Origin of the sequence: Streptomyces sp. NPDC051180 (genome assembly GCF_040689545.1) — a bacterium.
Taxonomy (GTDB): domain Bacteria; phylum Actinomycetota; class Actinomycetes; order Streptomycetales; family Streptomycetaceae; genus Streptomyces.
On record NZ_JBFBBC010000004.1, the window covers coordinates 105822 to 132009 of the forward strand.

Sequence of the window (26188 nt, forward strand, 5' to 3'; positions counted from 1 at the left end):
GGGGGACACCGCAGATCCTGCCGGTGTCCCCCTCCTCTGACGGGCTGCTAGTCGCGTGCCGCGATCAGGTGCTCCGCGTGCTCCTGGAGCGAGCGGACGCCGACGTCGCCGCGGTTGAGCGCGTCGATGCCCTGGACGGCGGCGGCGAGCGCCTGGACCGTGGTGAGGCACGGGACGCTGCGGGCCACCGCGGCCGTACGGATCTCGTAGCCGTCGAGGCGGCCGCCGGTGCCGTACGGGGTGTTGACGATCAGGTCGACCTGGCCGTCGTGGATCAGCTGGACGATCGTCTTCTCGCCGTTCGGGCCCTCGCCCTCGCTGAGCTTGCGCACGACCGTCGCGTTGATGCCGTTGCGCTTGAGGACCTCGGCGGTGCCGGAGGTGGCGAGCAGCTCGAAGCCGTGGGCGACGAGCTCGCGGGCCGGGAAGATCATCGAGCGCTTGTCGCGGTTGGCGACGGAGATGAACGCGCGGCCCTTGGTGGGCAGCGGGCCGTAGGCGCCGGCCTGCGACTTGGCGTACGCCGTGCCGAAGACCGCGTCGATGCCCATGACCTCGCCGGTGGAGCGCATCTCCGGGCCGAGGACGGTGTCGACGCCGCGGCCGTGGATGTCGCGGAAGCGGCTCCAGGGCATCACGGCCTCCTTGACGGAGATCGGCGCGTCGATCGGCAGGGTGCCGCCGTCGCCGGTCTTCGGCAGCAGGCCCTCGGCCCGCAGCTCGGCGACGGTGGCGCCCAGCGAGATGCGGGCGGCGGCCTTCGCGAGCGGCACGGCGGTCGCCTTCGAGGTGAAGGGGACGGTCCGGGAGGCGCGCGGGTTGGCCTCCAGGACGTAGAGGATGTCACCGGCCATGGCGAACTGGATGTTGATCAGGCCGCGGACGCCGACGCCCTTGGCGATGGCCTCGGTGGAGGCGCGCAGCCGCTTGATGTCGAAGCCGCCGAGGGTGATCGGGGGCAGGGCGCAGGCCGAGTCGCCGGAGTGGATGCCGGCCTCCTCGATGTGCTCCATGACGCCGCCCAGGTAGAGCTCCTGGCCGTCGTAGAGCGCGTCGACGTCGATCTCGATGGCGTCGTCGAGGAAGCGGTCGACCAGGACCGGCCGGGTGGGGCTGATCTCGGTGGACTCGGCGATGTACGACTCGAGGCGGGCCTCGTCGTACACGATCTCCATGCCGCGGCCGCCCAGCACGTACGAGGGGCGGACCAGGACCGGGTAGCCGATCTCGTCGGCGATGGCCTTGGCGCCGGCGAAGGTGGTCGCGGTGCCGTGCTTGGGGGCCGGGAGGCCGGCCTCGGCGAGGACCCGGCCGAAGGCGCCGCGGTCCTCGGCGGCGTGGATCGCCTCCGGGGAGGTGCCGACGACCGGCACGCCGTTGTCCTTGAGCGCCTGGGAGAGGCCCAGCGGGGTCTGGCCGCCGAGCTGGACGACCACACCGGCGACGGGGCCGGCCAGCGTCTCGGCGTGGACGATCTCCAGCACGTCCTCGAGCGTCAGCGGCTCGAAGTACAGGCGGTCGGAGGTGTCGTAGTCCGTCGAGACGGTCTCCGGGTTGCAGTTGACCATCACGGTCTCGTAGCCGGCGTCGCTCAGGGCGAAGGAGGCGTGGACGCAGGAGTAGTCGAACTCGATGCCCTGGCCGATGCGGTTCGGGCCGGAGCCCAGGATGATCACGGCGGGCTTGGTGCGCGGCGCGACCTCGCTCTCCTCGTCGTACGAGGAGTAGAAGTACGGGGTCTTGGCGGCGAACTCGGCGGCGCAGGTGTCGACCGTCTTGTAGACCGGGCGGACGCCGAGGGCGTGCCGGACCTCGCGGACGACGTCCTCGCGCAGGCCGCGGATCTCGGCGATCTGGGCGTCGGAGAAGCCGTGGCGCTTGGCCTCGCCGAGGAGCTCGGGCTCCAGCTTCTCCGCGGCGGCCAGCTCGTCGGCGATCTCCTTGATCAGGAAGAGCTGGTCGACGAACCACGGGTCGATCTTCGTGGCGTCGAAGACCTCCTGCGGGGTGGCACCGGCGCGGATGGCCTGCATCACGGAGTTGATGCGGCCGTCGGTCGGGCGGACCGCCTCGCGCAGCAGCTCGGCCTTGTCGCCGGGCTCGCCGACGAAGGTGAACTGCGAGCCCTTCTTCTCCAGCGAGCGCAGGGCCTTCTGGAGGGCCTCGGTGAAGTTGCGGCCGATGGCCATGGCCTCGCCCACCGACTTCATGGTGGTGGTGAGGGTGGAGTCGGCCTGCGGGAACTTCTCGAAGGCGAAGCGCGGGGCCTTGACGACGACGTAGTCGAGCGTGGGCTCGAAGGACGCCGGGGTCTTCTCCGTGATGTCGTTCGGGATCTCGTCCAGCGTGTAGCCGACGGCGAGCCGGGCGGCGATCTTGGCGATCGGGAAGCCGGTGGCCTTGGAGGCGAGCGCGGAGGAGCGGGAGACGCGCGGGTTCATCTCGATGACGATGATCCGGCCGTCGACCGGGTCGATCGCGAACTGGATGTTGCAGCCGCCGGTGTCGACGCCGACCTCGCGGATGATCGCGATGCCGATGTCGCGCAGCCGCTGGTACTCGCGGTCGGTGAGCGTCATCGCCGGGGCGACGGTGATCGAGTCGCCGGTGTGGACGCCCATCGGGTCGAAGTTCTCGATGGAGCAGACGACCACGACGTTGTCGGCCTTGTCGCGCATCAGCTCCAGCTCGTACTCCTTCCAGCCGAGGATGGACTCCTCCAGGAGCACCTCGGTGGTCGGGGAGAGCGTGAGGCCCTGTCCGGCGATGCGGCGCAGCTCGTCCTCGTCGTGGGCGAAGCCGGAGCCGGCGCCGCCCATGGTGAAGGAGGGGCGCACGACGACGGGGTAGCCGCCGAGCGTCTCGACGCCCTGGATGACGTCGTCCATGGTGTGGCAGATGACCGAGCGGGCGGACTCGCCGTAGCCGATCTTGGCCTTGACGGCCTCGACGACGCCCTTGAAGAGGTCGCGGTCCTCGCCCTTGTTGATGGCCTCGACGTTGGCGCCGATGAGCTCGACGCCGTACTTCTCCAGGACGCCCTGCTCGTGCATGGAGATCGCGGTGTTGAGCGCGGTCTGGCCGCCGAGGGTGGGCAGGAGGGCGTCGGGGCGCTCCTTGGCGATGATCTTCTCGACGAACTCGGGGGTGATCGGCTCGACGTACGTGGCGTCGGCGATCTCCGGGTCGGTCATGATCGTGGCCGGGTTGGAGTTGACCAGGATCACCCGCAGGCCCTCGGCCTTGAGGATGCGGCACGCCTGGGTGCCGGAGTAGTCGAACTCGGCGGCCTGGCCGATGACGATCGGGCCGGAGCCGATGACCAGGACGGACTGGATATCGGTGCGCTTAGGCACGCTCGGCCTCCATCAGGGATACGAAGCGGTCGAAGAGGTACGCGGCGTCGTGCGGGCCCGCGGCCGCCTCGGGGTGGTACTGGACGGAGAAGGCCGGCTGGTCGAGCAGCTGGAGGCCCTCGACGACGTCGTCGTTCAGGCAGACGTGGGAGACCTCGGCACGCCCGAAGGGGGTGTCGGAGACCTTGTCGAGGGGCGCGTCGACGGCGAAGCCGTGGTTGTGCGCGGTGACCTCGACCTTGCCGGTGGTGCGGTCCTGCACCGGCTGGTTGATGCCGCGGTGGCCGTACTTCAGCTTGTAGGTGCCGAAGCCGAGGGCACGGCCGAGGATCTGGTTGCCGAAGCAGATGCCGAAGAGCGGCGTCCTGCGCTCCAGGACGGCGCGCATGACGGAGACGGGGCCGTCCGCGGTGGCCGGGTCGCCCGGGCCGTTGGAGAAGAAGACACCGTCGGGGTTCACCGCGTAGATGTCCTCGGCGGTGGCGGTGGCGGGCAGCACGTGCACCTCGATGCCGCGCTCGGCCATCCGGTGCGGGGTCATGCCCTTGATGCCGAGGTCGACGGCGGCGACGGTGAACTTCTTGGTGCCGATCGCCGGGACGACGTACGTCTCCTTGGTGGCGACCTCGGCGGAGAGGTTCGCGCCCTTCATCTGCGGCTGCTCCTGCACCTTGGCGAGCAGCGCCTCGTCGCGGACGCCGGTCCAGGCGTCGCCGGAGAAGATGCCGACGCGCATGGCGCCGCGCTCGCGCAGGTGGCGGGTGAGGGCGCGGGTGTCGATGCCGGAGATGCCGACGACGCCCTGGCGCACCAGTTCCTCGTCCAGCGAGCGCCGGGCGCGCCAGTTGGAGGAGACGCGTGCGGGGTCGCGGACGACGTAGCCGGAGACCCAGATGCGGCCGGACTCGGGGTCCTCGTCGTTGACGCCGGTGTTGCCGACGTGCGGCGCGGTCATGACCACGACCTGCCGGTGGTAGGAGGGGTCGGTGAGGGTCTCCTGGTAGCCGGTCATGCCGGTGGAGAACACGGCCTCGCCGAAGGTCTCCCCCACGGCCCCGTAGGCGCGGCCGCGGAAGATGCGGCCGTCCTCCAGGACGAGTACGGCGGGAGCAGCCTTCTGCCTCTGAGAGGCGACTCCCTTGATGGAGGTCGTCATCGTGCGATGCCTTCCGTCGTGGTGGTCATGGAGTTGATGGCTTCGACCCAGGCGGTGTGTTCGGCCGCCCGGTCGGAGCGGAAGCCGGAGTCGAGCAGCTTGTCGCCGTGGGTCCAGGTGACGATCAGCAGGCCGCCCTCGGCGAGGACCTTGCCGGCGATGCCCTTGTCGAGGCGCGCCTCGCGCAGGGCGTCGGCCGGGATGAGGAAGTCGTTCGCCCCGGGGCGTACGACCGAGATCCCGGCGTCGGTGAGGGTGAGCTCGGCCCGGCTGCGGGTGCCGAGGCCGTGGGCGACGATCCGGTCGAGCCACTGCCCGGCGGTCGTCGACCCGTGGTAGCGCCCGCTGAGGGCCAGTGTCGCGGCACCCGGCTCCCGCGGCACCGCGGGCAGTTCGGGCAGGTCCGACTGGAGGGCGCCGCGCCACTTCCATCCCTGGCGCATGAGCCAGTAGACGAAGGCGACGAAGAGCAGCAGTCCGGCGACCCAGCCGATCCTGCCGGCCCAGTCGGTCACCTCCGCCGACTTCTGATCGGCTGCCTGTGCGGCGATTGTGATGAGTGGTGTCACGCCAGCTTCCCGTCCACGACCGTTGCCCGGCCCCGCAGGAAGGTGTGGGTGACGCGTCCCGGCAGCTCACGACCCTCGTACGGGGTGTTGCGGCTGCGGGAGGCGAAGTCCGCGGGGTCCACGACACCACGGTAAGCCGGATCGACCAGCGTCAGGTTCGCGGGCTCACCGACCGAGACGGGGCGTCCGTGGCCGGTGGCCCGTCCGATGCGGGCGGGGGCGAAGGACATGCGGTCGGCGACGCCGGCCCAGTCGAGGAGGCCGGTCTCGACCATCGTCTGCTGGACGACGGAGAGCGCGGTCTCCAGGCCGACCATGCCCATGGCGGCCGCGGCCCACTCGCAGTCCTTGTCCTCGTGCGGGTGCGGGGCGTGGTCGGTGGCGACGATGTCGATCGTGCCGTCGGCCAGCGCCTCGCGCAGCGCGAGGACGTCCTTCTCGGTGCGCAGCGGCGGGTTGACCTTGTAGACCGGGTTGTAGGAGCGGACCAGCTCGTCCGTGAGGAGGAGGTGGTGCGGGGTGACCTCGGCGGTGACGTCGATGCCGCGGGACTTGGCCCAGCGGACGATCTCGACGGAACCGGCGGTGGAGAGGTGGCAGATGTGGACGCGGGAGCCGACGTGCTCGGCGAGGAGGACGTCGCGGGCGATGATCGACTCCTCGGCGACCGCCGGCCAGCCGCCGAGACCGAGCTCGGCGGAGACGATGCCCTCGTTCATCTGGGCGCCCTCGGTGAGGCGGGGCTCCTGGGCGTGCTGGGCGACGACGCCGCCGAACGCCTTCACGTACTCCAGGGCGCGGCGCATGATCACGGCGTCGTCGACGCACTTGCCGTCGTCGGAGAAGACGGTGACGCCGGCGGCGGAGTCGTGCATGGCGCCGAGCTCGGCGAGCTTCCGGCCCTCCAGGCCGACGGTGACGGCGCCGATGGGCTGCACGTCGCAGTAGCCGGACTCCTTGCCGAGGCGGTAGACCTGCTCGACGACGCCGGCGGTGTCGGCGACGGGGTGGGTGTTGGCCATGGCGAAGACGGCGGTGTAGCCGCCGGACGCGGCGGCGCGGGTGCCGGTGAGGACGGTCTCGGAGTCCTCGCGGCCGGGCTCGCGCAGGTGGGTGTGGAGGTCGACGAGGCCGGGCAGCAGGATCATGCCCTCGGCCTCGATGACGGTGGCGCCCTCGGCGGAGAGCCCGGTGCCGAGCTCGGAGACGGTCTCGCCCTCGACGAGGACGTCCAGCACCTCGCCGCCGAGCACCTTCGCACCACGGATCAGGATCTTGCTCATGGTTACTTGCTCTCCTCGGTGCGGGGGGTGCTGGGGGCGGGGGCGGCGGAGTCGTTGCCGCCGAGCAGCAGGTAGAGGACGGCCATCCGGATCGAGACGCCGTTGGCGACCTGCTCGATCACCGTGCAGCGGTCGGAGTCGGCGACCTCGGCGGTGATCTCCATGCCGCGGACCATCGGGCCGGGGTGCATGACGATGGCGTGCTCGGGCATCTTCGCCATCCGGTGGCCGTCGAGCCCGTAGCGGCGGGAGTACTCGCGCTCGGTGGGGAAGAAGGCGGCGTTCATCCGCTCTCGCTGCACACGGAGCATCATCACCGCGTCGGACTTCGGCAGCACCCGGTCGAGGTCGTAGGAGATCTCGCAGGGCCAGGTCTCGACGCCGACGGGGACGAGGGTGGGCGGGGCCACCAGGGTGACCTCGGCGCCGAGGGTGTGCAGCAGGTCGACGTTGGAGCGGGCGACGCGGCTGTGCAGGACGTCGCCGACGATCGTGATGCGCCGGCCGGCCAGGTCCTTGCCGAGGCCCTCGTCGCGGCCGACGAGGCGGCGGCGCATGGTGAAGGCGTCCAGGAGGGCCTGGGTGGGGTGCTGGTGGGTGCCGTCGCCGGCGTTGACGACGGGGGCGTCGATCCAGCCGGAGGTGGCGAGGCGGTACGGGGCGCCGGAGGCGCCGTGCCGGATGACGACCGCGTCGACGCCCATGGCCTCCAGGGTCTGCGCGGTGTCCTTGAGGGACTCGCCCTTGGAGACGCTGGAGCCCTTCGCCGCGAAGTTGATCACGTCGGCGGAGAGGCGCTTCTCGGCGGCCTCGAAGGAGATCCGGGTCCGGGTGGAGTCCTCGAAGAAGAGGTTGCAGATGGTCCGGCCGCGCAGCGTGGGCAGCTTCCTGATGGGCCGGTCGGCCACCCGGGCCATCTCCTCGGCGGTGTCGAGGATCTGGACGGCGTCGTCGCGGGTGAGGTCGGCGGCCGAGATGAGGTGACGCATCATCGGGTTTTCTCTCCGTGGTGGGGAGGTGTGAGGGCATGCGGGGGCGCAGGGGGGTGCCCCGGCCCCGCGGGGAAGCCGGTCCGGCTAGGAGGAGGGCCGGGTGCCGAGCAGCACGGTGTCTCGACCGTCCTCCTCGGCGAGCTGGACCTTGACCGTCTCCCGCAGCGACGTGGGGAGGTTCTTTCCGACGTAGTCGGCGCGGATCGGAAGTTCGCGGTGGCCGCGGTCGACGAGGACCGCGAGCTGGACGGCGCGCGGGCGGCCGATGTCGCCGAGGGCGTCGAGGGCGGCGCGAATGGTGCGGCCGGAGAAGAGGACGTCGTCGACGAGGACGACGAGGCGGCCGTCGATGCCGTCACCGGGGATCTCGGTGCGGCCGATGGCGCGGGCCGGCTTCAGCCGCAGGTCGTCCCGGTACATGGTGATGTCGAGGGAACCGACCGGGATCTTGGCGCCGGTGATCGATTCGAGCTTCTCGGCGAGCCGGCGGGCGAGGAAGACACCGCGGGTGGGGATGCCGAGGAGGACCACGTCGTCGGCGCCCTTGGCGCGCTCGACGATCTCGTGGGCGATGCGGGTCAGGACCCGTGCGATGTCGGGGGCCTCGAGGACGGGCCGGGCGTCATCGCCGTACTGCTGCTGAGTGTCCATGGGAAACGGACCTCCTTCTCCGCCTCACGGGACGGTTCTTAAAGGACGTCGGAATTGCGCCGTTCACTCTACCAGGGGAGGGCGGACGCGCAGGCCGCACCCCCGTCCGCCACTCCGGGCGCCGTCCCTCGGGAGGGGCCGGTACGGACCATTCGGCTTGACGGGAAAGAGTAACGCTGCGTAACCTCACAGTGAGTTACCAGCCGCGCGGCGCAGCCGCATGTCGTCACAGCGTCCGGGAGCGTTATGTCCAGCGAATACGCAAAGCAGCTCGGGGCCAAACTCCGTGCCATCCGCACCCAGCAGGGTCTGTCCCTCCACGGGGTGGAGGAGAAGTCCCAGGGGCGCTGGAAGGCCGTCGTGGTCGGCTCGTACGAGCGTGGTGACCGTGCGGTGACCGTGCAGCGTCTTGCCGAGCTGGCCGATTTCTACGGTGTGCCGGTGCAGGAACTGCTGCCTGGCACGACCCCGGGCGGGGCCGCCGAGCCGCCGCCGAAGCTGGTCCTGGACCTGGAGCGCCTGGCGCACGTCCCCCAGGAGAAGGCCGGCCCGCTCCAGCGCTACGCGGCGACGATCCAGTCGCAGCGCGGCGACTACAACGGCAAGGTGCTGTCGATCCGCCAGGACGACCTGCGCACCCTGGCCGTCATCTACGACCAGTCCCCCTCGGTCCTCACCGAGCAGCTGATCAGCTGGGGCGTTCTCGATGCCGACGCGCGCCGCGCGGTCGCCCACGAGGACAACTGACCTTCCGCTCCGCACTTCTCAGGTCAGAGAAGAAACGTACCGCCGGGCCCGTGGACATCACCCGATGTCCACGGGCCCTGTGCTGTCCCCGGCCCCGCGGAACGCCTCACGGGCGGCGTGACGGCCCCCGGGGTGGCCGCGGGTCCATGGAGGCGCCGAGCGGTCCGCGGAGGCCCTGGGCACCCCGTACCCGGCCGCAGGGAGCATGGGGTGGCTCCTCGGGGACCTTGAGGACGCCGAAGGGGCCCGCAGCAGATGAGCTGCGGGCCCCTTCGACTGCCGGGTACGGCCTGAGGACTCAGTCCTCGGTGTCGCGGCGCAGACGCGGCTTCAGGTCCTTGAAGCGCGCCAGCAGACCGTTGACGAAGGTCGGGGACTCGTCCGTGGAGAACTCCTTGGCGAGCTGGACGGCCTCGTCGATCGCGACCGCGTCCGGCGTGCCGTCCTCCCAGATCACCTCGTACGCACCGAGGCGCACGATGTTCCGGTCGGCGACGGGCATCCGGTCGAGGTCCCAGTCCACCGCGTAGGTCGCGATGAGCTCGTCGATGCGCGTCACGTGGGACGCGTACCCCTCGACCAGCTGCATGGTGAAGTCGCTGACCGGCGGCTGGCGGTCGTCCGACCGCGCGTGCCGCACCTGGTCGGCGAGGACCTCCTGGACGGAGGCACCGCGCTGGTCGGCCTCGAAGAGGATCTGGAAGGCGCGCTTACGGGCCTTGCTCCGAGCGGCCACGGTTAGTCGTTCACCCGGCCGAGGTAGTCGCTGGTCCGCGTGTCGACCTTGACCTTCTCACCGGTGGTGACGAAGAGGGGGACCTGGATCTCGTGGCCGGTCTCCAGCTTGGCGGGCTTGGTGCCGCCGGTGGAGCGGTCGCCCTGGACGCCCGGGTCGGTGTGCTCGATCGTCAGGACGACGGCGGCCGGGAGCTCGACGTAGAGCACCGAACCCTCGTGCTGCGCGACCGAGGCGGTGAAGCCCTCGATCAGGAAGTTGGCCGCGTCGCCGACCGACTTGCGGTCGACGTGCAGCTGGTCGTAGGTCTCCATGTCCATGAAGACGAAGTAGTCGCCGTCCATGTAGGAGAACTGCATGTCGCGGCGGTCGATGGTGGCCGTCTCGACCTTCACGCCGGCGTTGAAGGTCTTGTCGACGACCTTGCCGGACAGCACGTTCTTGAGCTTGGTGCGCACGAAGGCCGGGCCCTTGCCGGGCTTGACGTGCTGGAACTCGACGACGGACCAGAGCTGGCCGCCTTCGAGCTTGAGCACCATGCCGTTCTTGAGGTCGTTCGTGGAAGCCACGGTTGCGGAATCTCCTGGACTGACGTGGGACCGTGGAGGCGTACGCGCCTTACAGCGCGAGCAGCTCCTTGGTCGTGATGGTGAGTAGCTCGGGTCCGCCGTCCGCCTCCTGGCGCACGACGAGCGTGTCATCGATCCGGACCCCGCCCCGGCCCGGGAGGTGGACCCCCGGTTCGACGGTGACCGGCACACAAGCGTCCAGTTTACCCATGGCCGAGGGTGAGAGCTGCGGGTCCTCGTCGATTTCGAGCCCCACCCCGTGCCCGATGAGGGGCACGACGGCCTCCGCGTGCCCCGCCGCGTCCAGGATCTGGCGGGCCGCGCGGTCCACGTCCCGGTAGCCGGCGCCCGGCGCGAGGGACTCCCTTCCGGCCCGCTGAGCGGCGAAGACGAGTTCGTACAGCTCGATCTGCCAGTCGGCCGGGGTGGTGCCGATGACGAAGGTGCGGCCGATCTCGCACCGGTAGCCCCGGTAGTCCGCACCCAGGCAGACGGAGAGGAAATCGCCCTCCTCGACCCGGCGGTCGGTCGGCCGGTGCCCGCGGCGTCCGGAGTGCGGTCCGGTGGCCACGGAGGTGGGGAAGGCGGCGCCGTCGGCGCCGTGGTCAACGAGGCGGCGCTCCAGCTCCAGGGCCAGATGACGCTCGGTCCGTCCCACGAGGATCGACTCCAGAAGCTCGCCGAGGGCCTGGTCGGCGATCTCGGCGGCGATCCGCAGACAGGCGATCTCGTCCTCGTCCTTGACGATCCTGAGCTGTTCCACGGCGCAGGCGAGGTCGGCGAGGTGCAGTCCGGGGGCGGCGGAACCCATCGCCCGGTGCCGGGCGACCGTGAGGTCGTGCTCCTCGACGGCGAGCGCGTCGGCGCCGGCCAGGCGGGCCAGGTCGACGGCAGCGACGGCCGGATCGCCTCCGCCCGTCGGCAGGACCTGCTGCCTCAGCAGCTCGTCGAGCCGTCCGTCGGCCGGCTCGACGCCGGGCGCGACGGGGCAGAGGAGCACGTCGGCGTCGGGTTCGGGGCCGACGAGCAGGACCGCGCCCGGCGGCGATCCGCCGGCGAGATAGCGGACGTTGGCGGGGCGGGAGACCAGGGCCGCCGGGCTGCCCGCGGCCGCGCACCGGTCGCGCAGCCGTACACGGCGGTCCGCATACACCTGTGACATGCTCCGAGCCTACGAGCAGAGCGCCGCGGCGGCCTGTTCTGCGCCGCCGACCGTGCGGGGTCCGGCCGGACCGGCGGACGGACCGGCCCGCGAGGGGCCGTTCACCGGCCGCCCGGCCCGAGACCCGGACCCGCGCCCGGCCGGATCACCAGGTGGGCGGACTCGCGATCGCGCGGGCCAGGACGTCGTCGAGAACGCGGGCGGTGGTCTCGACGTCGTAGGTGGAGTTGTCGATGATCGGCAGACCCGAGCCGTACCAGCCGGCCATCCGGCCGTGGATGGCGGCGACCTCCTCGTCGGAGAGGCGCCGGTTGCCGCTGCGCTCCGCGTTCCGCTCCAGGACGACCTCCAGGCCGGGCAGCAGGACCACCGGGAGCAGGCCGGGCCCGACGTGGCGCTTCCAGCCCCCGAGGCCCACGACGGGCCGGTCGGGGAAGACCGCGTCGTCGACGATGCAGGAGATGCCGTTGGCGAGGTAGTTGCGCGCGGCGAAGCCGCAGGTGCGGCGGGCGAGGCGGTACTGCGCCTCCGAATGCTCGTTCCATCCCGACTGGGGGTCGGCGAAGCCGGAGCAGACCCATTCGCGGACGTCGTCGAGGCTGATGTGGGCCGTGGGGACCCGGCGGCGCTGCGCCCAGTGGCGCGCCACCGTCGTCTTGCCCGCGCCCGCCGGTCCGATGAGCAGGACGGCGAGCGTGGCGGTGCCGGTCCCCCCGTGCTCCGGAGAGGGGATCGGGGAGAGGCCCACCGGCGGCAGCTGGACCTGGCCGGTCAGGTCGGCCCGCTGCGGCGGGCCGGCCGGATAGCGGGAGGCGGACGGGGCCTGGGGTATCGCCCCGGGCGTGCCCCATCCCGGTGCTCCGGGGCCCGGCGGCGGCGCGGACGCCGTCCCGTGCGGCGCGGGGACGGACTGCGGGGACGGTGCCTGCGGATGCGGGGCGCCGGCGCCCTGCACGGCCGGGTGCACACCGAGCCGTCCGCCGGCGGACGGCGGACCGGCGGGCGGCGGACCGGCGGACTGCGGTGCGGCGGGCTGCGGTGCGGGGTGGGGCGAACCGGCGGGCGGGCCCGCCGGAGGCACCGGACCGGCCGCCGGAGCCACCGGGGACGGCGCACCGACCGGCGTCGCGGAGGCCGGCGGCGGGCCGGACGGACGGCCGGGGAAGGGGCCGCCCTGGGGCGGCGCCGGGGGTACGGGGGGATGCGCGCCCGGCGCGACACTCCCCGGACCCGGTCCGGGCCCGGCCGCCGCTCCCGGAAGGGGGACGGGGCCGGGCTCAGGTGCCTGCCCCGGTCGCTCGGGCGAGGGCAGCGGACCCCCCACTGCGTGCTGCATCCGGTGCCACTCCGTCTCGTACGCCTGTCGGCCTCTGGTATCCGTGGACGCCGGAACGTTACCGCCCCCGCCCCCCTCAGGGGGAACGGCCGGGAACGCCCCCTGGTGCCCCGTCAGCCGTCGAGTTCCTCGGCGAGCGCCCGCAGGGCGAGCCGGTAGGAGCCGATCCCGAAGCCGGCCACCGTCCCGCTCGCCACGGCGGCGACGACCGAGGTGTGCCGGAACTCCTCCCGGGTGTACGGGTTCGAGATGTGCACCTCGATCAGCGGGGCGGTCCGCTGGGCGGCCGCGTCCCGCATCCCGTACGAGTAGTGGGTGAACGCGCCGGGGTTGATCACCACGGGGATCGAGCGGTCCGCGGCCTCGTGCAGCCAGCGGATCATCTCGCCCTCGTCGTTGGTCTCCCGCACGTCGACGTCGAAGCCGAGCTCCGCGCCGAGCGCACGGCAGGACTCGACGAGTCCCTTGTACGAGGTGGCCCCGTAGATGTCGGGCTCGCGGGAGCCCAGACGGCCCAGGTTGGGGCCGTTGAGCACGAGGACCGGACGCGCCTCGGTCACGCCGACACCTCGCCGTACGCCGCGATCAGCACCGCCGGGTCCGGGCCCTCGAGGACGGTCGGCTTGCCGATCCCGTCGAGCACGATGAAGCGGAGCAGGTCGCCGCGGGACTTCTTGTCGACCCGCATGGTCTCCAGGAGCTTGGGCCACTGGTCGCCGCGGTAGGTCAGCGGAAGGCCGACGGACTCCAGGATCGCGCGGTGCCGGTCGGCGGTGGCGTCGTCGAGGCGCCCGGCCAGCCGGCCCAGCTCGGCCGCGAAGACCATGCCGACGGAGACGGCGGCGCCGTGGCGCCACTTGTACCGCTCGTTCTTCTCGATGGCGTGGGCGAGCGTGTGGCCGTAGTTGAGGATCTCCCGGCGGCCCGACTCCTTGAGGTCGCCGGAGACGACCTCGGCCTTGACCTTGATCGAGCGCACCAGCAGCTCGGCGGTGTGCGGACCGGCGGGCGTACGGGCCGCCTGCGGGTCCTCCTCGATGAGGTCGAGGATCACCGGGTCGACGATGAAGCCGGCCTTGATGATCTCCGCGAGACCGCTGACGTAGTCGTGCACCGGCAGCGAGTCCAGCGCGGCGAGGTCGCAGAGCACCCCGGCCGGCGGGTGGAAGGCGCCGACGAGGTTCTTGCCCTCGGCGGTGTTGATGCCCGTCTTGCCGCCGACGGCCGCGTCGACCATCGCCAGGACGGTGGTGGGCACGGCGATCCAGCGCACGCCCCGCAGCCAGGTCGCGGCGACGAAGCCGGCCAGGTCCGTGGTGGCGCCGCCGCCGACGCCGACGACGACGTCGCTGCGGGTGAAGCCGGTCTGGCCGAGCGCCTTCCAGCAGTAGGCGGCGACCTCGACGGTCTTCGCCTCCTCGGCGTTCGGCACCTGGATGGCGACCGCCTCGTAGCCCTGCTCGGCGAGGTCCGCGCGGAGCGCCTCGCCCGTGTCGGCGAGCGCCTCGGGGTGGATCACGGCGACCCGCTTGGCCTGGGTGCCGATGAGCGCGGGGAGCTCCCCGAGCAGCTGCCGGCCGACGAGCACCTCGTACGGATCCGTGCCCGCGCTGCCCGCGACGTGGATACGGGTCGTTTCCTGGTCCGTCATGCGTCCTTCTTCAGATCCAGTGCCGAGAGGACCGCGTCCGCGACCTCGTCGGGGGTGCGGTCGTCGGTGGTGACGACGGCCCGGGCGACTTCGGTGTACAGGTGGCGGCGCGCCTCCATCAGCTCGCGCCACTGGCGGCGCGGGTTGACGGCGAGCAGCGGCCGCGCGGTGTTGAGGCCGACGCGGCGCACCGCCTCCTCGACGTCCATCGAGAGGTAGGCGACGGGCAGCCCGGTCAGCAGGGCGCGGGTGCCGTCGTCGAGGACGGCGCCGCCGCCGAGGGCGAGGACGCCCTCGTGCTCGGCGACCGCCGCGGCGACCGCGGCCCGTTCGAGGGCGCGGAAGAACTCCTCGCCGTCCTCGACGAAGATGTCGGAGATCTCGCGTCCCTCGGCGGCGACGATGTCGGCGTCGGTGTCCCGGTAGGGCGCGCCCAGCTTCTCGGCCAGGAGCGCGCCCACCGTGGACTTGCCGGAGCCCATGGGCCCGACGAGGACGACCAGGGGACCGCCGGTCACCGGATGTGCAGGTTGTCGAGGTACGACCGCACGTTGCGGCGGGTCTCGGGGACGCTGTCGCCGCCGAACTTCTCGACGACCGCGTCGGCGAGCACGAGCGCGACCATGGCCTCGGCGACGATGCCGGCGGCCGGGACGGCGCAGACGTCGGAGCGCTGGTGGTGGGCGGCGGTCGCCTCGCCGGTGACGACGTCGATCGTGGCGAGGGCGCGCGGGACGGTCGCGATCGGCTTCATGGCGGCGCGGACGCGCAGCAGCTCGCCGGTGGTCAGACCGCCCTCGGTGCCGCCGGAGCGGCCGGAGGTGCGCTTGATGCCGTCCTCGGTGCGGACGATCTCGTCGTGCGCCTGGGAGCCGGGCACCCGGGCGAGGTCGAAGCCGTCGCCGACCTCGACGCCCTTGATCGCCTGGATGCCCATGAGGGCGGCGGCCAGGCGGGCGTCGAGACGCCGGTCCCAGTGGACGTGGGAGCCGAGGCCGACGGGCACGCCGTAGGCGAGGACCTCGACGACGCCGCCGAGGGTGTCGCCGTCCTTGTGGGCCTGGTCGATCTCGGCGACCATCGCCTTCGACGCGTCGGCGTCGAGGCAGCGGACCGGGTCGGCGTCGAGGCGCTCGACGTCACCGGGGACCGGGTAGACGCCGTAGGGCGCCTTGGCCGCGGCCAGCTCGACGACGTGGCTGACGATCTCGATGCCGGCGGCCTCCTTGAGGAAGGACCGGGCGACGGCGCCGAGGGCGACGCGGGCCGCGGTCTCCCGGGCGCTGGCGCGCTCCAGGATCGGCCGGGCCTCGTCGAAGCCGTACTTCTGCATGCCGGCGAGGTCGGCGTGGCCGGGGCGGGGCCGGGTCAGGGGCGCGTTGCGGCCCGTCTCCTTGAGCTCCGAGGGGTCGACCGGGTCGGCCGACATGACCTTCTCCCACTTGGGCCACTCGGTGTTGCCGACCATCACGGCGATCGGGGAGCCGAGGGAGAGCCCGTGGCGGACGCCGCCCAGGAAGGTGATCTCGTCCTGCTCGAACTTCATGCGGGCGCCACGCCCATAGCCGAGGCGTCGCCGCGCGAGGTGGTCCGCCACCAGCTCTGTGGTGACCGGGACGCCGGCGGGAAGACCCTCCAGCGTCGCGACCAGCGCGGGTCCGTGGGATTCCCCAGCGGTCAGCCAACGCAACCTGCTCAACGATGCTCCTCATGCTCGCGCCTGGGCACTGCGACGACGCGGCCGGGTGCGCGGCCCTGGCCCGCCGCCCCCGATCCTCCCACGTCCGGAGCCCCGACCCGCCCTCCGGTCCAGCTATCGGACGCCGGCGCCGCTCTCGTGGACGGCCGTGTCGTCGTCCTGGGCGGGCGCGTCGTCGTCCTGGGCGGGCGCGTCGCCCTCCCGCACGGGTGCGTCGTCGTCCGGTGTCGCGCCGGATCGGTCGCGCAGCCACCCGAGAAGCGCGTGCGTGAGGAGGGTGAGGAACACGGCGAGGACCGTGTACCGGGCCCAGGTCGGCAGATGACCGAAGATCACCGCCCACAGCAGGCGTCCGACGTCGACCGGCAGGTCCCAGCGGGACGCCAAAATCGATGCCTCGTGCATCTCGCCGTACTCCCCCGTGTTCCGCCCTGCGTGACGGTGCAGCCTATCGGGCCGCCAGGGCCGTCTCCCCCGCCGCCCGCATGGCCCCGAGGGGGGCCGGCACGCGGCCGGTCATCTGCTCGACCTGCAGGACGGCCTGGTGGACGAGGAGGTCGAGGCCGCCGACCACCTTGCCGCCGCGGTAGGACCAGGCGGCGGCCAGGCGGGTGGGCCAGGGGTCGTAGAGGACGTCGAAGAGGGTGCCGACGGCGTCCGGGACGGCGGCGGCCAGCGCGTCGGTGGTGCCGGCCGGGGTGGTGGCGACGACGAGCGGGGAGGCGAAGGCGTCGGCAGCGCGCTCCCAGGCGGCCGTGCGGACCTCCACGCCCAGCCGGTCGCCCCAGCCCCGCATCTCCTCGGCGCGGGCCTCGCTGCGGACGTAGGCGGTGACGGGGCCCGCGCAGATCCGGGCGAGGGCGGCGAGGGCCGAGGAGGCGGTGGCGCCGGCCCCGAGGACCGCCGCCGACTCGACCTTGTCGACGCCCCGCTCGCGCAGGGCGGCGATCATGCCGGGGATGTCGGTGTTGTCGCCGACCCGGCGGCCGTCCTCGCGGAGGACCACCGTGTTGACGGCCTCCACGGAGGCGGCCGTGTCGCTGATCTCGTCGAGCAGCGGGATGATCGCCCGCTTGAGCGGCATGGTCAGCGAGAGCCCGGCCCAGCTGTCGTCCAGCTCGGCGACGAAGCCCGGGAGCCCCGCCTCGTCGATCTCGAACCGGTCGTAGGACCAGTCCCCGAGACCGAGCTCGGCGTACGCGGCCCGGTGCAGGACCGGGGAGAGCGAGTGGGCGATCGGCGATCCGAGGACCGCCGCCCGTCGTGCTGCCATCAGTTCTTCCTCGACTCGTTGAACTTGTCCACCAGCTTCTGGTGTTCGGCGTTGGTCCGCGTGAACTGGGACGTCTTGCCGTCCATCGAGATGAAGTAGTACCAGCCGTCGTGGGTCGGGTTGAGCACGGCCTGCATGGCCTCGACGCCGGGGTTGCCGATCGGGCCGGGCGGCAGCCCCTTCACGAAGTAGGTGTTGTACGGGTTGTCGTACTTCCGCAGCTCCGTGAGCGAGAGGTCGATCTTGCTCTGGTTCTTGATGTAGTTGTACGTCGAGTCGAACTCGAGCCCGCCGTAGGTCTGCGGGTTCGACGGCTTGAGCCGGTTGTAGACGACCTCGGCCATCTTGCGGAAGTCGTCGTGCGACGTCCCCTCCGCCTGGACGAGGCTGCCGATGGTGATGAGCTGCCAGGGGCTCTCGACGCCGAGGGCCTGGGCCTTCTCCTCCAGGTCGAGCTTCGTGTACTCCTGGTTGGCACGGCTGACCATCTTGCGGAGCACGTCCTCGGGCTTGTTGCCCTTGGCGACCGGGTAGCTCGCCGGGAAGAGGAAGCCCTCCAGCGGGTCCTTCAGGTTCTTGTGGTTCTTGGCCCAGTCCGGGAGGCCGAGGGTGTCCGCCTTGGCCTTCGCGATGCCCTGCGTCGTGCCGGGCTTGAGCGAGAGCTTCTTGTCGATCTGTGCGTAGACCCAGACGTTCCGCATGCCCTCGGGGATGACGAAGTTGCTCTGGCTGGCCGGGTCGAGCATCAGCGCGACCGCGCTCTCCGCCGACATCTCCTTCTTCAGCGTGTAGGCGCCGGCCTGGATGGAGAGGCCGCGGGGGTTCTTCTGCTGCGCGGAGACGAAGGCGTCGACGCTCTTGACCACGCCGGCCTTCTTGAGGATGTTGCCGATCTCGTAGCCGCCGGCGGACTTGGGGATCTCGACCTGGACGTCGCCGCTGCCGCTACCCGCGTAGTCGGGGGCCGCGCCGAACTCGCCCTGCCAGAACTGGTAGCCGAAGTAGCCGATGCCGCCGACTCCGCCCACCAGGACGAGCGCGACGACGAGGCAGGCCATGCCGTTCTTGCCCTTGCGCTTCTTGGCCTTGCTCCGGCGATCGCGGTCGTCGCCGCGGGAGCCGCGGCCGCGGGCGGGCTCCTCGTCGTACTCGTCCTCGCCCTCGGGCTCGTCCTCGCCCGTGAAGAAGGGGTGCTTCTCCTCCTCCGGCTCCGGGCGCGCCTCTTCCTCCGGGGCCCAGTCGACCACCGGCTCCGGCGGGGTGCGGCGCCGGCCGGGGGGCTGGGGCGGCGGGTACGCCTCGGGAGTGCCGTAGAGGTCGGGGTTCTGGCCGCCGTACGGATCGGCGGGCGGCGTGCCGTAGGCCATGGCCGCCTGGCCGGCCTCCCAGCCGCCGTCGTACTGCTGTCCGAGGTTCCCGGGCGTGTCGTAGCCGCCCTGGTACCCCGTCTCGTACTGCTGCTGGGGCTGCTGCCGAGACGGGTCCGGCTGCTGCTGGTACTGCTGCTGGGGCTCCTGCTGGTACTGCTGCTGAGGGTGTCCCTGCTGCTGGTACGGGTACTGCTGCTGCTGGTACTGCGCGTCCGGGTAGCCCTGCTGCTGATAGTGCTGGTGCGGCTGCTGCTGCGGCTGCTGCTGGTACGGGTCGCCCTGGTAGCCCTGACCGGCCTGTCCGCCCTGGCCGTAGGGGTCCTCGTAGCCGTGACCGGCCTGGCCGTACTGGCTCGCCTGCTGCGCGTGCGGGTACTGCTGCTGCTGGCCCTCCCACCCCTGGTCCCCGTAGAGCGGGTCCCCGGGGTGCCACGGTTCGGAGCCGGGGCTCCGGCCATACTCAGTCATCGATCCCCAAAACAGCCGCGAGGCTTCCGGACGATCCGCCTCGTACTTAGTGCGGCAGCTGTTCGAAAACCGCCGCATCGCGCGGAACGTTACCGTATCGCGATCAGATGACCACTTCGACGCCCTCGCCGGGCGGATTACCTGATACCCGTTCGGACTCAAGAGCGTTCTGAAGGATGATCACAGCGGCGGCCTGGTCGATGACCGAGCGGCCCTTCTTCGCCTTCACCCCGGAGGCCCGGAGCCCCTGGGTCGCGGTGACCGTGGTCATCCGCTCGTCGACCAGCCGCACCGGCACCGGCGCGATGCCCTTCGCCATCTCCCGCGCGAAGGCCCGGACCTTGGTGGCGGCCGGACCCTCCCGCCCGCTGAGCGAGCGGGGCAGGCCCACGACGACCTCGATCGGCTCGTACTCCTCGACGATCTGGCGGAGCCGCCGGTGGGCGGCCGGGACGTCACGTCCCGGCACGGTCTCCACCGGCGTGGCGAGGACCCCGTCGGGGTCGCACGAGGCGACCCCGATCCGGGCGTCCCCGACGTCGACCGCGAGACGGCGGCCGCGGCGCATCGTCACGCCGTCTCCACCACGAGGCGCTCGACGGCGGCGATGGCGTCGCCGACGGCGGCCGGGTTCTGGCCGCCGCCCTGGGCGACGTCGGGCTTGCCGCCGCCACCGCCGCCGAGGGTCTTGGCGGCCGTGCGGACCAGCTCGCCGGCCTTGAGGCCACGCTCGCGGGCGGCCTCGTTGGTGGCGATGACCGTCAGCGGCTTGCCGTTGGCCGTGGTGAACAGGGCGACCACGACCGGGCGGTCGGACGAGAAGCGCCCGCGCACGTCGAGGACCAGCTTGCGCAGGTCGTCGGCGCCGGTGCCGTCCTGCACCTGGCCGGTGACGAGGGCGAGGCCGCGGATGTCCTGGGCGGAGTCGACCAGACCGGCGGCGGCCTGGAGGACCTTCTCCGCGCGGAACTTCTCGATCTCCTTCTCGGCGTCCTTCAGCTTGCCGAGCATGGCGGAGACCTTCTCCGGCAGCTCCTCCGGACGGCCCTTGACCAGCTCCTGGAGCTGGGCGACGACCGTGTGCTCGCGGGCGAGGAAGTTGTACGCGTCGACGCCGACGAGGGCCTCGATGCGGCGCACGCCGGAGCCGATGGAGGACTCGCCGAGCAGCTTCACCAGACCCAGCTGGGCGGTGTTGCCGACGTGCGTGCCGCCGCACAGCTCCTTGGAGAAGTCGCCGATGGTGACCACGCGGACCTGCTCGCCGTACTTCTCGCCGAACTCGGCGATGGCGCCCTGGCGCTTGGCCTCGTTGATCGGCATGACCTCGGCGTGGACCTCCAGCTCGCGCGAGAGGACCTCGTTGATCTTCTGCTCGACGTCGGTGAGGACCGCGCCGGGAACGGCGTTCGGCGAACCGAAGTCGAAGCGGAAGCGGCCGGGCTGGTTCTCGGAACCGGCCTGGGCGGCCGTCGGGCCGAGGGCGTCGCGCAGGGCCTGGTGGGTCAGGTGGGTGGCCGAGTGGGCACGGGCGATGGCCCGGCGGCGGCGGACGTCGATGGTGGCGTAGGCGGTGGCGCCCACGGTCACCTCGCCGACCTGCACGGAACCCTTGTGCACGGAGACGCCCGGGACCGGCTGCTGGACGTCGCGGATCTCGATGACCGCGCCGCTGTGCAGCTTGATCCGGCCCTGGTCGGCGATCTGGCCGCCGCCCTCGGCGTAGAACGGGGTGCGGTCGAGGACGACCTCGACCTCGTCGCCCTCCGAGGCGGCCGGCGAGGAGACGCCGTTCACGAGGAGGCCGACGACCGTGCTCTCGCCCTCGGTGTTGGTGTAGCCGGTGAACTCGGTGGCGCCGTTGCTGTCGGCGATCTCCCGGTACGAGGTCATGTCGGCGTGGCCGGTCTTCTTCGCCTTGGCGTCGGCCTTGGCGCGGTCCCGCTGCTCCTTCATCAGGCGGCGGAAGCCGTCCTCGTCCACGGAGAGGCCCTGCTCGGAGGCCATCTCCAGGGTGAGGTCGATCGGGAAGCCCCAGGTGTCGTGGAGCAGGAACGCCTTGTCGCCGGAGAGCACCGTGCCGCCGGCGGCCTTGGTCTCGGTCACGGCGGTGTCGAGGATGTTCGTGCCGCCCTTGAGGGCCTTCAGGAAGGCGGCCTCTTCGGCGAGGGCGACGGTCTCGATCCGCTTGCGGTCGGTGACCAGCTCCGGGTACTGCTCGCCCATCGTGTCGATCACCGTGTCCACGAGCTCCTGGACGACCGGCCCGGTGGCGCCGAGCAGGCGCATGTTGCGGACGGCGCGGCGCATGATGCGGCGCAGGACGTAGCCGCGGCCCTCGTTGCCGGGGGTGACGCCGTCGCCGATGAGCATGACGGACGTCCGCATGTGGTCGGCGACCACACGGAGCGAGACGTCGCTGTCGTGGGCCTTGCCGTAGGCGACACCGGTGAGCCGGGTGGCCTTGTCGATGACGACCTGGAGGGTGTCCGTCTCGTACATGTTCTGGACGCCCTGGAGGATCATCGCCAGGCGCTCCAGGCCGAGGCCCGTGTCGATGTTCTTGGACGGCAGCTCGCCGAGGATCGGGAAGTCGTCCTTGCCGGAGCCCTCGCCGCGCTCGTACTGCATGAAGACGAGGTTCCAGATCTCCACGTAACGCTCGTCGTTGACGGCCGGGCCGCCCTCGACGCCGAACTCGGGGCCGCGGTCGTAGTTGATCTCGGAGCACGGGCCGCAGGGGCCCGGGACGCCCATGGACCAGTAGTTGTCCTTCTTGCCGAGGCGCTGGATGCGCTCGGCCGGGACGCCGACGACGTCGCGCCAGATCTGCTCGGCCTCGTCGTCCTCCTGGTAGACGGTGATCCAGAGCTTCTCCGGCTCCAGCCCGTAGCCGCCGTGCTCCACCGGGGTGGTCAGCAGCTCCCAGGCGAGCTTGATGGCGCCTTCCTTGAAGTAGTCGCCGAAGGAGAAGTTGCCGCACATCTGGAAGAACGTGCCGTGGCGGGTGGTCTTTCCGACCTCCTCGATGTCGGGCGTGCGCACGCACTTCTGCACGCTGGAGGCGCGCGAGAAGGGCGGCTTGACCTCACCCAGGAAGTAGGGCTTGAAGGGCACCATGCCGGCGGGGACGAGCAGCAGAGTCGGGTCGTCCGCGATGAGCGACGCCGAAGGGACGACGGTGTGCCCGCGCTCCTCGAAGAAGCTCAGCCAGCGGCGGCGGATTTCAGCCGACTCCATCAGTGGTCCTCATTCCGGTTGTACGAGATCGTGGGAATTGAATGCGTGGTCTTGTGCGGCGGCCTGGGGCCGAGCGCGGCCCTGCGACGGGGCTCCGGCAGCTCGCGGTCCAGGGCCGCGCCCTGGTCCGCGGGGGCGTCGAGTCCGAGCGCCTCGCCGAGTTCGGCCTCCCGCTGGACCATGCCCGCCCTCACGTCGAGGGCGAAGTCCTTGAGCCGGTGGCCGGTCTCGACCGCCTTGTTCGCCGCCTGGGCCGCGAGGCTCTCGGGGGTCAACTGCTTCAGCTTGCGGTTGACCTTGGTGGTGGCCCACACGCCGGCGGCTGCGCCGGCCGTGAACCAGAACGTGCGGCGGAACATGGCGGCTCAGCCCTTCTGCTTCCGGCGTCTCGAGGACGGCACGGTACGGCCGACGATCACAGTACGTCGAGCGGAGTCCCGCGGCGCGTCCCCGCCGTCCCGGTCCCGGCCGAGCGCCTTGCGCACGCCGTAGCCGAAGGCGGCCACCTTGACTAGCGGGCCCCCGAAGGTGGACGCGACGGTGGAGGAGAGCGCGGAGGCGTTGGAGGTGACTTCCTGGACGTCCGACGCGATGGCGTCGACCCGGTCGAGCTGGGTCTGCGCCGAGCGCACCGTCGAGGAGGCGTCCACCAGCAGGGGGACGGCCTTCTCGGTCACGTCCGCCACCAGCTTGGTGGTCGCCTTGAGCGTCTGCGCCAGCCTCACCAGCACCACGGCGAGGAAGGAGACGAGGATCGCCCAGAAGACGGCCACCAGGATGCCGGCAACCTCTCCACCGGTCACTCTGCACCGCTCTCTGTGTCGTCGGATCTGTCGTGGGGTCTGTCGTGGGGCTCTTGCCCAAAGTAGTCCCTCGACCCTATCGCGCCCGAGCCGGACCGCCCTACCGCATTACCGCTCGTGGGACGGGAGTTCGGGGAACCGATTGTACGGAGAGCGCGCGGATGGGTACGCTCCGTGTCCCATGCGACGGAGCAATCTCCCGGCGGAGCTGAACCGGTTCGTCGGACGGGCCGGAGAGCACGCCACCCTCACGGCGCTGCTCGAGGCGTCCCGCCTGGTCACGGTCGTGGGAGTGGGCGGGGTCGGGAAGACCCGGCTGGCCGTCCGGGCTGCCGCGGAGGCGCAGAAACGCTACGTCGACGGGGTGCGCCTCGCCGATCTCGCGCCGCTGCGCGACCCGGACCTGGTGGCGTACGCCCTCGTCGAGGCCCTCGGACTCACCGACCACACCCCGCGCGCCCCGCGGGAGACCCTCGTGGAGCACCTCGCGGACCGGCGCCTGCTGCTGGTGGTGGACGGGTTCGAGCACCTGGTGGAGAGCTGCGCCCCGCTGGTACGGGATCTCCTCGCGCACGCGCCGGGGCTGACCGTGCTCGCGGTGGGCCGCCGGGCGCTGCGGGTGGCGGGCGAGACGGTGTTCACGCTGGCGCCGATGGGCGAGGCGGACGCCGTGGCGCTGCTGGCCGAGCGGGCGGCGGAGGCGGGAGCCCCGATGGCGGCGGTCCCGGCGGCCCGGGCGGCGGTGGGCGCCCCCGTGCCGGCACCCGTCACGACCGGGCCGGAGGGCCTCTTCCTCCCCGGCCCCGCGGAGGCCGTACGGGAACTCTGCCGGCGGCTCGACGGCATCCCGCTCGCGCTGGAACTGGCGGCGGGCCGGCTGCCGCTGCTCACCGTCGAGCAGATGCTGTGCCGCCTCGACGACCGTTTCCGGCTCCTGGCGGACGGCAGCCGCGGCACGCTCCCCCGTCACCAGACGCTGCGGACCGCGATCGGCTGGAGCCACGAGCTGTGCACCGGCGAGGAGCGGCTGCTCTGGGCGCGGCTCTCGGTCTTCGCCGGTCCGTTCGACCTGGAGGCGGTGGAGTACGTGTGCGGCGGCCCGGAGCTGCCGCCCGACCGCGTCCTGGAGGTGCTCGGGGGGCTGCTCGGGCAGTCGCTGGTGGCACGGGAGGACGGCCCGGCGGGCCCCGCGTACCGGCTGCTGGACACGGTCGCGGCGTACGGGGCGGAGTGGCTCGCGGCGCTCGGGGACACCGAGCGGATGCGGCGCCGGCACCGCGACTGGTACATGGGGCTCGCCACCTGGTGCGAGCTGGAGTGGTTCAGCCCCCGCCAGGGCGAGGTCGCGGCCCGGACGGACGCGGCCCTGCCCAATCTGCGGGCGGCCCTCGATCTGTGCCTGGAGCTCCCGGAGGACGCTCATCTCGCCCAGCACCTGGCGGGCACCCTGTGGTTCGCCTGGGTGGGCTGCGGCCGGCTGTCGGAGGGCCGGCACTGGCTGGAGCGGGCGCTCGCGCTGGAGTCCGGGCACGAGGACGCGCGCCTGAAGGCGCTCTGGGTGCTGGGGTACGTGGCCGTGCTCCAGGGGGACGGCACGGCGGCGGTGGCGGCGCTCCACGAGTGCGGGGAGCGGGCGCGGGCGTCGGGGAACGCGCTGGCGGAGGCGTACGCGACGCACCGGATGGGGTGTCTGGCGCTGCTCTCCGACGACATGCCGCGGGCCGAGGAGCTGATCGGGCGGGCCCTGGACGCCTACCGGGAGCTCGGCGAGCTGAACAGCAACGTGCTGATGGGGCAGGTCGAGCTGGCGATGGCGCGGGCGTTCCGGGGCGACCTGGAGGGGGCGGTCGCGATCTGCCGCGAGGTGCGGGAGGTCTGCGAGGAGCGCGGGGAGCGGTGGACGCGGGCCTACGCCCTGTACGTGCTGGGGTTCTCCGCGTGGACCCGGGGCGCGTACGCCGAGGCGCGGGAGCTGCTCGACGAGTGCGTCGCGATCAACCACGTGTTCCACGACCTGGTCGGTCTCGTCCTCGCCGTCGAGCTGATCGCGCTGGTGACGGTGAGCGAGGGGGACGCGGCGGAGGCGGCGGTCCTGCAGGGGGCGACGGTGCCGGTGTGGGACACGGTCGGCGTCCGGCTGTTCGGCTCGGAGACGTTCGGCGGGCCGAGGACGCTGGGCGAGCGGCTGGCGGGCGAGGCGCTGGGGGCGGAGGCGTACGACGCCGCGTTCCGCGAGGGTCTGGCGCTGCCCGTGGACGCGGCGGTGGAGCGCGCGCTGGCCGGCCGGCGGGACGCGTCCGTCGGCCACGAGGCCGGGCCCGGGGCTCCGCGCCCGTTCCGTACGGCCAGGTCGGCGGCGGTCCCGGGAACGCGGAAGCCCGCCGGCTCCCCCACCGGAAAGGGCGGGGAAGCGGCGGGCTGAACACCGCGGAGGTGGTACTACGTCCCCCGGCTTCCGCCGGGGGCCCGGATCAGCGGGCGTAGTACTCGACGACCAGCTGCTCGTCGCAGATGACCGGGATTTCCTTGCGGTTCGGGTCGCGGTCGAGGCGGAAGGCCAGGGCCTTCAGGTTGACCTGCAGGTAGCGCGGGGTCTCGCCGTCGGCGGCGAAGCCACCCTCGCGGGCCATCTCGAACAGCGGCTTGGTGCGGCTGCGCTCGCGGACCATCACGACGTCGTCGGGACGGACGCGGAACGACGGCTTGTCGACCTTGCCACCGTTGACCTGGATGTGGCCGTGGACGACCATCTGGCGGGCCTGGTAGATGGTGCGGGCGATGCCCGAACGCAGGACCAGGGCGTCGAGGCGACGCTCGAGCTCGACGACCAGCGCCTCGCCCGTCTTGCCCTCGGCCTTCTTGGCGCGGTCGTAGGCACGCGCCATCTGGCGCTCGCTGATGTCGTACTGGGCGCGCAGACGCTGCTTCTCGAGCAGACGGACCTTGTAGTCCGAGTTCTGCTTGCGGCCACGGCCGTGCTCGCCCGGCGGGTAGGGGCGGGCCTCGAAGTACTTGACGGCCTTCGGGGTCAGCGCGATGCCGAGGGCACGCGACTTCTTGACCTTGGGACGGGACTGGTTCGGCATGAACCAACCTCTCTCATTGATACGAAAACGGCTTCACCAGG

24 protein-coding genes are annotated in these 26188 nt (G+C 72.0%); 2 read left to right on the forward strand and 22 right to left on the reverse strand.

All coding sequences use genetic code 11. The features are described 5' to 3' along the window. Positions 1 to 47: 47 nt before the first annotated feature. The 6 genes from carB to pyrR all read right to left on the reverse strand — a co-directional run bounded on the left by carB (position 48) and on the right by pyrR (position 8007). On the reverse strand, positions 48 to 3356 hold the full coding sequence (carB, locus tag AB0424_RS09530; protein ID WP_366303543.1) for a carbamoyl-phosphate synthase large subunit: 3309 nt from the start codon (positions 3354 to 3356) through the stop codon (positions 48 to 50). Next, positions 3349 to 4512: a glutamine-hydrolyzing carbamoyl-phosphate synthase small subunit gene (gene carA, locus AB0424_RS09535; protein ID WP_366303545.1), complete on the reverse strand. Its 1164-nt coding sequence runs from the start codon at positions 4510 to 4512 to the stop codon at positions 3349 to 3351. The genes carB and carA overlap by 8 nt, the downstream gene beginning before the upstream one ends. Next, a complete protein-coding gene (locus AB0424_RS09540) occupies positions 4509 to 5081 on the reverse strand; it encodes a hypothetical protein (protein ID WP_366303547.1) in 573 nt (190 codons plus the stop codon). Before AB0424_RS09540 ends, carA begins: the two co-directional genes overlap by 4 nt. Continuing rightward, a complete protein-coding gene (locus AB0424_RS09545; RefSeq protein WP_366303549.1) occupies positions 5078 to 6364 on the reverse strand; it encodes a dihydroorotase in 1287 nt (428 codons plus the stop codon). The genes AB0424_RS09540 and AB0424_RS09545 overlap by 4 nt, the downstream gene beginning before the upstream one ends. A gap of 2 nt (positions 6365 to 6366) precedes the next feature. Beyond that, complete coding sequence (locus tag AB0424_RS09550) at positions 6367 to 7356, reverse strand: aspartate carbamoyltransferase catalytic subunit (RefSeq protein WP_366303551.1); 990 nt, start codon at positions 7354 to 7356, stop codon at positions 6367 to 6369. A gap of 84 nt (positions 7357 to 7440) precedes the next feature. After that, the gene (gene pyrR, locus AB0424_RS09555) at positions 7441 to 8007 is read right to left on the reverse strand and encodes a bifunctional pyr operon transcriptional regulator/uracil phosphoribosyltransferase PyrR (protein WP_366303553.1); all 567 of its coding nucleotides are present in this window, start codon (positions 8005 to 8007) and stop codon (positions 7441 to 7443) included. Positions 8008 to 8253: 246 nt separating this feature from the next. Here pyrR and bldD point away from each other — a divergent pair, with 246 nt between their 5' ends. Then, positions 8254 to 8754 carry a transcriptional regulator BldD gene (gene bldD, locus AB0424_RS09560; protein WP_017242229.1) on the forward strand — a complete coding sequence of 167 codons (501 nt, stop codon included), beginning with the start codon at positions 8254 to 8256 and terminating at the stop codon, positions 8752 to 8754. A gap of 298 nt (positions 8755 to 9052) precedes the next feature. Here the strand turns inward: bldD and nusB are convergent, their stop codons facing one another. The 15 genes from nusB to AB0424_RS09635 form a co-directional block, all read right to left on the reverse strand. After that, entirely contained in the window at positions 9053 to 9490 is a 438-nt protein-coding gene (gene nusB / locus AB0424_RS09565) for a transcription antitermination factor NusB (RefSeq protein ID WP_366303555.1), read from the reverse strand. Positions 9491 to 9492: 2 nt separating this feature from the next. Beyond that, positions 9493 to 10059 carry an elongation factor P gene (gene efp, locus AB0424_RS09570; protein WP_366303556.1) on the reverse strand — a complete coding sequence of 189 codons (567 nt, stop codon included), beginning with the start codon at positions 10057 to 10059 and terminating at the stop codon, positions 9493 to 9495. Positions 10060 to 10108: 49 nt separating this feature from the next. Further along, a complete protein-coding gene (locus AB0424_RS09575; RefSeq protein WP_366303558.1) occupies positions 10109 to 11221 on the reverse strand; it encodes an aminopeptidase P family protein in 1113 nt (370 codons plus the stop codon). A 145-nt stretch (positions 11222 to 11366) separates the two neighbouring features. Continuing rightward, positions 11367 to 12188 (reverse strand): AAA family ATPase, encoded by an 822-nt coding sequence (locus AB0424_RS09580; RefSeq protein WP_366303560.1) that lies wholly within the window; start codon positions 12186 to 12188, stop codon positions 11367 to 11369. A 482-nt stretch (positions 12189 to 12670) separates the two neighbouring features. Further along, on the reverse strand, positions 12671 to 13117 hold the full coding sequence (gene aroQ, locus AB0424_RS09585; protein WP_366303562.1) for a type II 3-dehydroquinate dehydratase: 447 nt from the start codon (positions 13115 to 13117) through the stop codon (positions 12671 to 12673). Further along, complete coding sequence (aroB, locus tag AB0424_RS09590; RefSeq protein ID WP_366303564.1) at positions 13114 to 14208, reverse strand: 3-dehydroquinate synthase; 1095 nt, start codon at positions 14206 to 14208, stop codon at positions 13114 to 13116. The genes aroQ and aroB overlap by 4 nt, the downstream gene beginning before the upstream one ends. Next, the gene (locus AB0424_RS09595; RefSeq protein WP_366303567.1) at positions 14205 to 14726 is read right to left on the reverse strand and encodes a shikimate kinase; all 522 of its coding nucleotides are present in this window, start codon (positions 14724 to 14726) and stop codon (positions 14205 to 14207) included. The genes aroB and AB0424_RS09595 overlap by 4 nt, the downstream gene beginning before the upstream one ends. After that, positions 14723 to 15907, reverse strand: a complete 1185-nt coding sequence (gene aroC / locus AB0424_RS09600) for a chorismate synthase (RefSeq protein WP_366303569.1) — start codon at positions 15905 to 15907, stop codon at positions 14723 to 14725. Before aroC ends, AB0424_RS09595 begins: the two co-directional genes overlap by 4 nt. 114 nt (positions 15908 to 16021) lie before the next feature. After that, positions 16022 to 16312, reverse strand: coding sequence for a hypothetical protein (locus AB0424_RS09605; RefSeq protein ID WP_366303571.1), 291 nt, complete (start codon positions 16310 to 16312; stop codon positions 16022 to 16024). Between the two features lie 43 nt (positions 16313 to 16355). Next, positions 16356 to 17183, reverse strand: a complete 828-nt coding sequence (locus tag AB0424_RS09610) for a shikimate dehydrogenase (RefSeq protein WP_366304141.1) — start codon at positions 17181 to 17183, stop codon at positions 16356 to 16358. Next, a complete protein-coding gene (gene mltG, locus AB0424_RS09615) occupies positions 17180 to 19018 on the reverse strand; it encodes an endolytic transglycosylase MltG (RefSeq protein ID WP_366303573.1) in 1839 nt (612 codons plus the stop codon). The genes AB0424_RS09610 and mltG overlap by 4 nt, the downstream gene beginning before the upstream one ends. A 103-nt stretch (positions 19019 to 19121) precedes the next feature. Beyond that, entirely contained in the window at positions 19122 to 19586 is a 465-nt protein-coding gene (ruvX, locus tag AB0424_RS09620; RefSeq protein WP_030693079.1) for a Holliday junction resolvase RuvX, read from the reverse strand. A 2-nt stretch (positions 19587 to 19588) separates the two neighbouring features. Beyond that, entirely contained in the window at positions 19589 to 22258 is a 2670-nt protein-coding gene (alaS, locus tag AB0424_RS09625) for an alanine--tRNA ligase (RefSeq protein WP_366303575.1), read from the reverse strand. Next, entirely contained in the window at positions 22258 to 22617 is a 360-nt protein-coding gene (locus AB0424_RS09630) for a DUF6167 family protein (protein ID WP_366303577.1), read from the reverse strand. The genes alaS and AB0424_RS09630 overlap by 1 nt, the downstream gene beginning before the upstream one ends. 6 nt (positions 22618 to 22623) lie before the next feature. Continuing rightward, positions 22624 to 23061, reverse strand: coding sequence for a DUF948 domain-containing protein (locus AB0424_RS09635; protein WP_366303579.1), 438 nt, complete (start codon positions 23059 to 23061; stop codon positions 22624 to 22626). A 181-nt stretch (positions 23062 to 23242) separates the two neighbouring features. Here AB0424_RS09635 and AB0424_RS09640 point away from each other — a divergent pair, with 181 nt between their 5' ends. Then, on the forward strand, positions 23243 to 25483 hold the full coding sequence (locus AB0424_RS09640; protein ID WP_366303581.1) for an AAA family ATPase: 2241 nt from the start codon (positions 23243 to 23245) through the stop codon (positions 25481 to 25483). A gap of 49 nt (positions 25484 to 25532) precedes the next feature. Here AB0424_RS09640 and rpsD read toward each other — a convergent pair whose 3' ends face one another. Beyond that, positions 25533 to 26147, reverse strand: coding sequence for a 30S ribosomal protein S4 (rpsD, locus tag AB0424_RS09645; RefSeq protein ID WP_015032311.1), 615 nt, complete (start codon positions 26145 to 26147; stop codon positions 25533 to 25535). Positions 26148 to 26188 lie beyond the last annotated feature (41 nt).

Excerpts from the sequence above, each read along its gene's own strand:
- mltG (WP_366303573.1), bottom strand. The coding sequence starts at position 19,018 with ATGACTGAGTATGGCCGGAGCCCCGGCTCCGAACCGTGGCACCCCGGG.
- AB0424_RS09605 (WP_366303571.1), bottom strand. The coding sequence starts at position 16,312 with ATGCACGAGGCATCGATTTTGGCGTCCCGCTGGGACCTGCCGGTCGAC.
- bldD (WP_017242229.1), top strand. The coding sequence starts at position 8,254 with ATGTCCAGCGAATACGCAAAGCAGCTCGGGGCCAAACTCCGTGCCATC.
- carA (WP_366303545.1), bottom strand. The coding sequence starts at position 4,512 with ATGACGACCTCCATCAAGGGAGTCGCCTCTCAGAGGCAGAAGGCTGCT.
- ruvX (WP_030693079.1), bottom strand. The coding sequence starts at position 19,586 with ATGCGCCGCGGCCGCCGTCTCGCGGTCGACGTCGGGGACGCCCGGATC.
- rpsD (WP_015032311.1), bottom strand. The coding sequence starts at position 26,147 with ATGCCGAACCAGTCCCGTCCCAAGGTCAAGAAGTCGCGTGCCCTCGGC.
- AB0424_RS09630 (WP_366303577.1), bottom strand. The coding sequence starts at position 22,617 with ATGTTCCGCCGCACGTTCTGGTTCACGGCCGGCGCAGCCGCCGGCGTG.
- AB0424_RS09550 (WP_366303551.1), bottom strand. The coding sequence starts at position 7,356 with ATGATGCGTCACCTCATCTCGGCCGCCGACCTCACCCGCGACGACGCC.
- AB0424_RS09545 (WP_366303549.1), bottom strand. The coding sequence starts at position 6,364 with ATGAGCAAGATCCTGATCCGTGGTGCGAAGGTGCTCGGCGGCGAGGTG.
- aroB (WP_366303564.1), bottom strand. The coding sequence starts at position 14,208 with ATGACGGACCAGGAAACGACCCGTATCCACGTCGCGGGCAGCGCGGGC.
- pyrR (WP_366303553.1), bottom strand. The coding sequence starts at position 8,007 with ATGGACACTCAGCAGCAGTACGGCGATGACGCCCGGCCCGTCCTCGAG.
- alaS (WP_366303575.1), bottom strand. The coding sequence starts at position 22,258 with ATGGAGTCGGCTGAAATCCGCCGCCGCTGGCTGAGCTTCTTCGAGGAG.
- AB0424_RS09640 (WP_366303581.1), top strand. The coding sequence starts at position 23,243 with ATGCGACGGAGCAATCTCCCGGCGGAGCTGAACCGGTTCGTCGGACGG.
- AB0424_RS09575 (WP_366303558.1), bottom strand. The coding sequence starts at position 11,221 with ATGTCACAGGTGTATGCGGACCGCCGTGTACGGCTGCGCGACCGGTGC.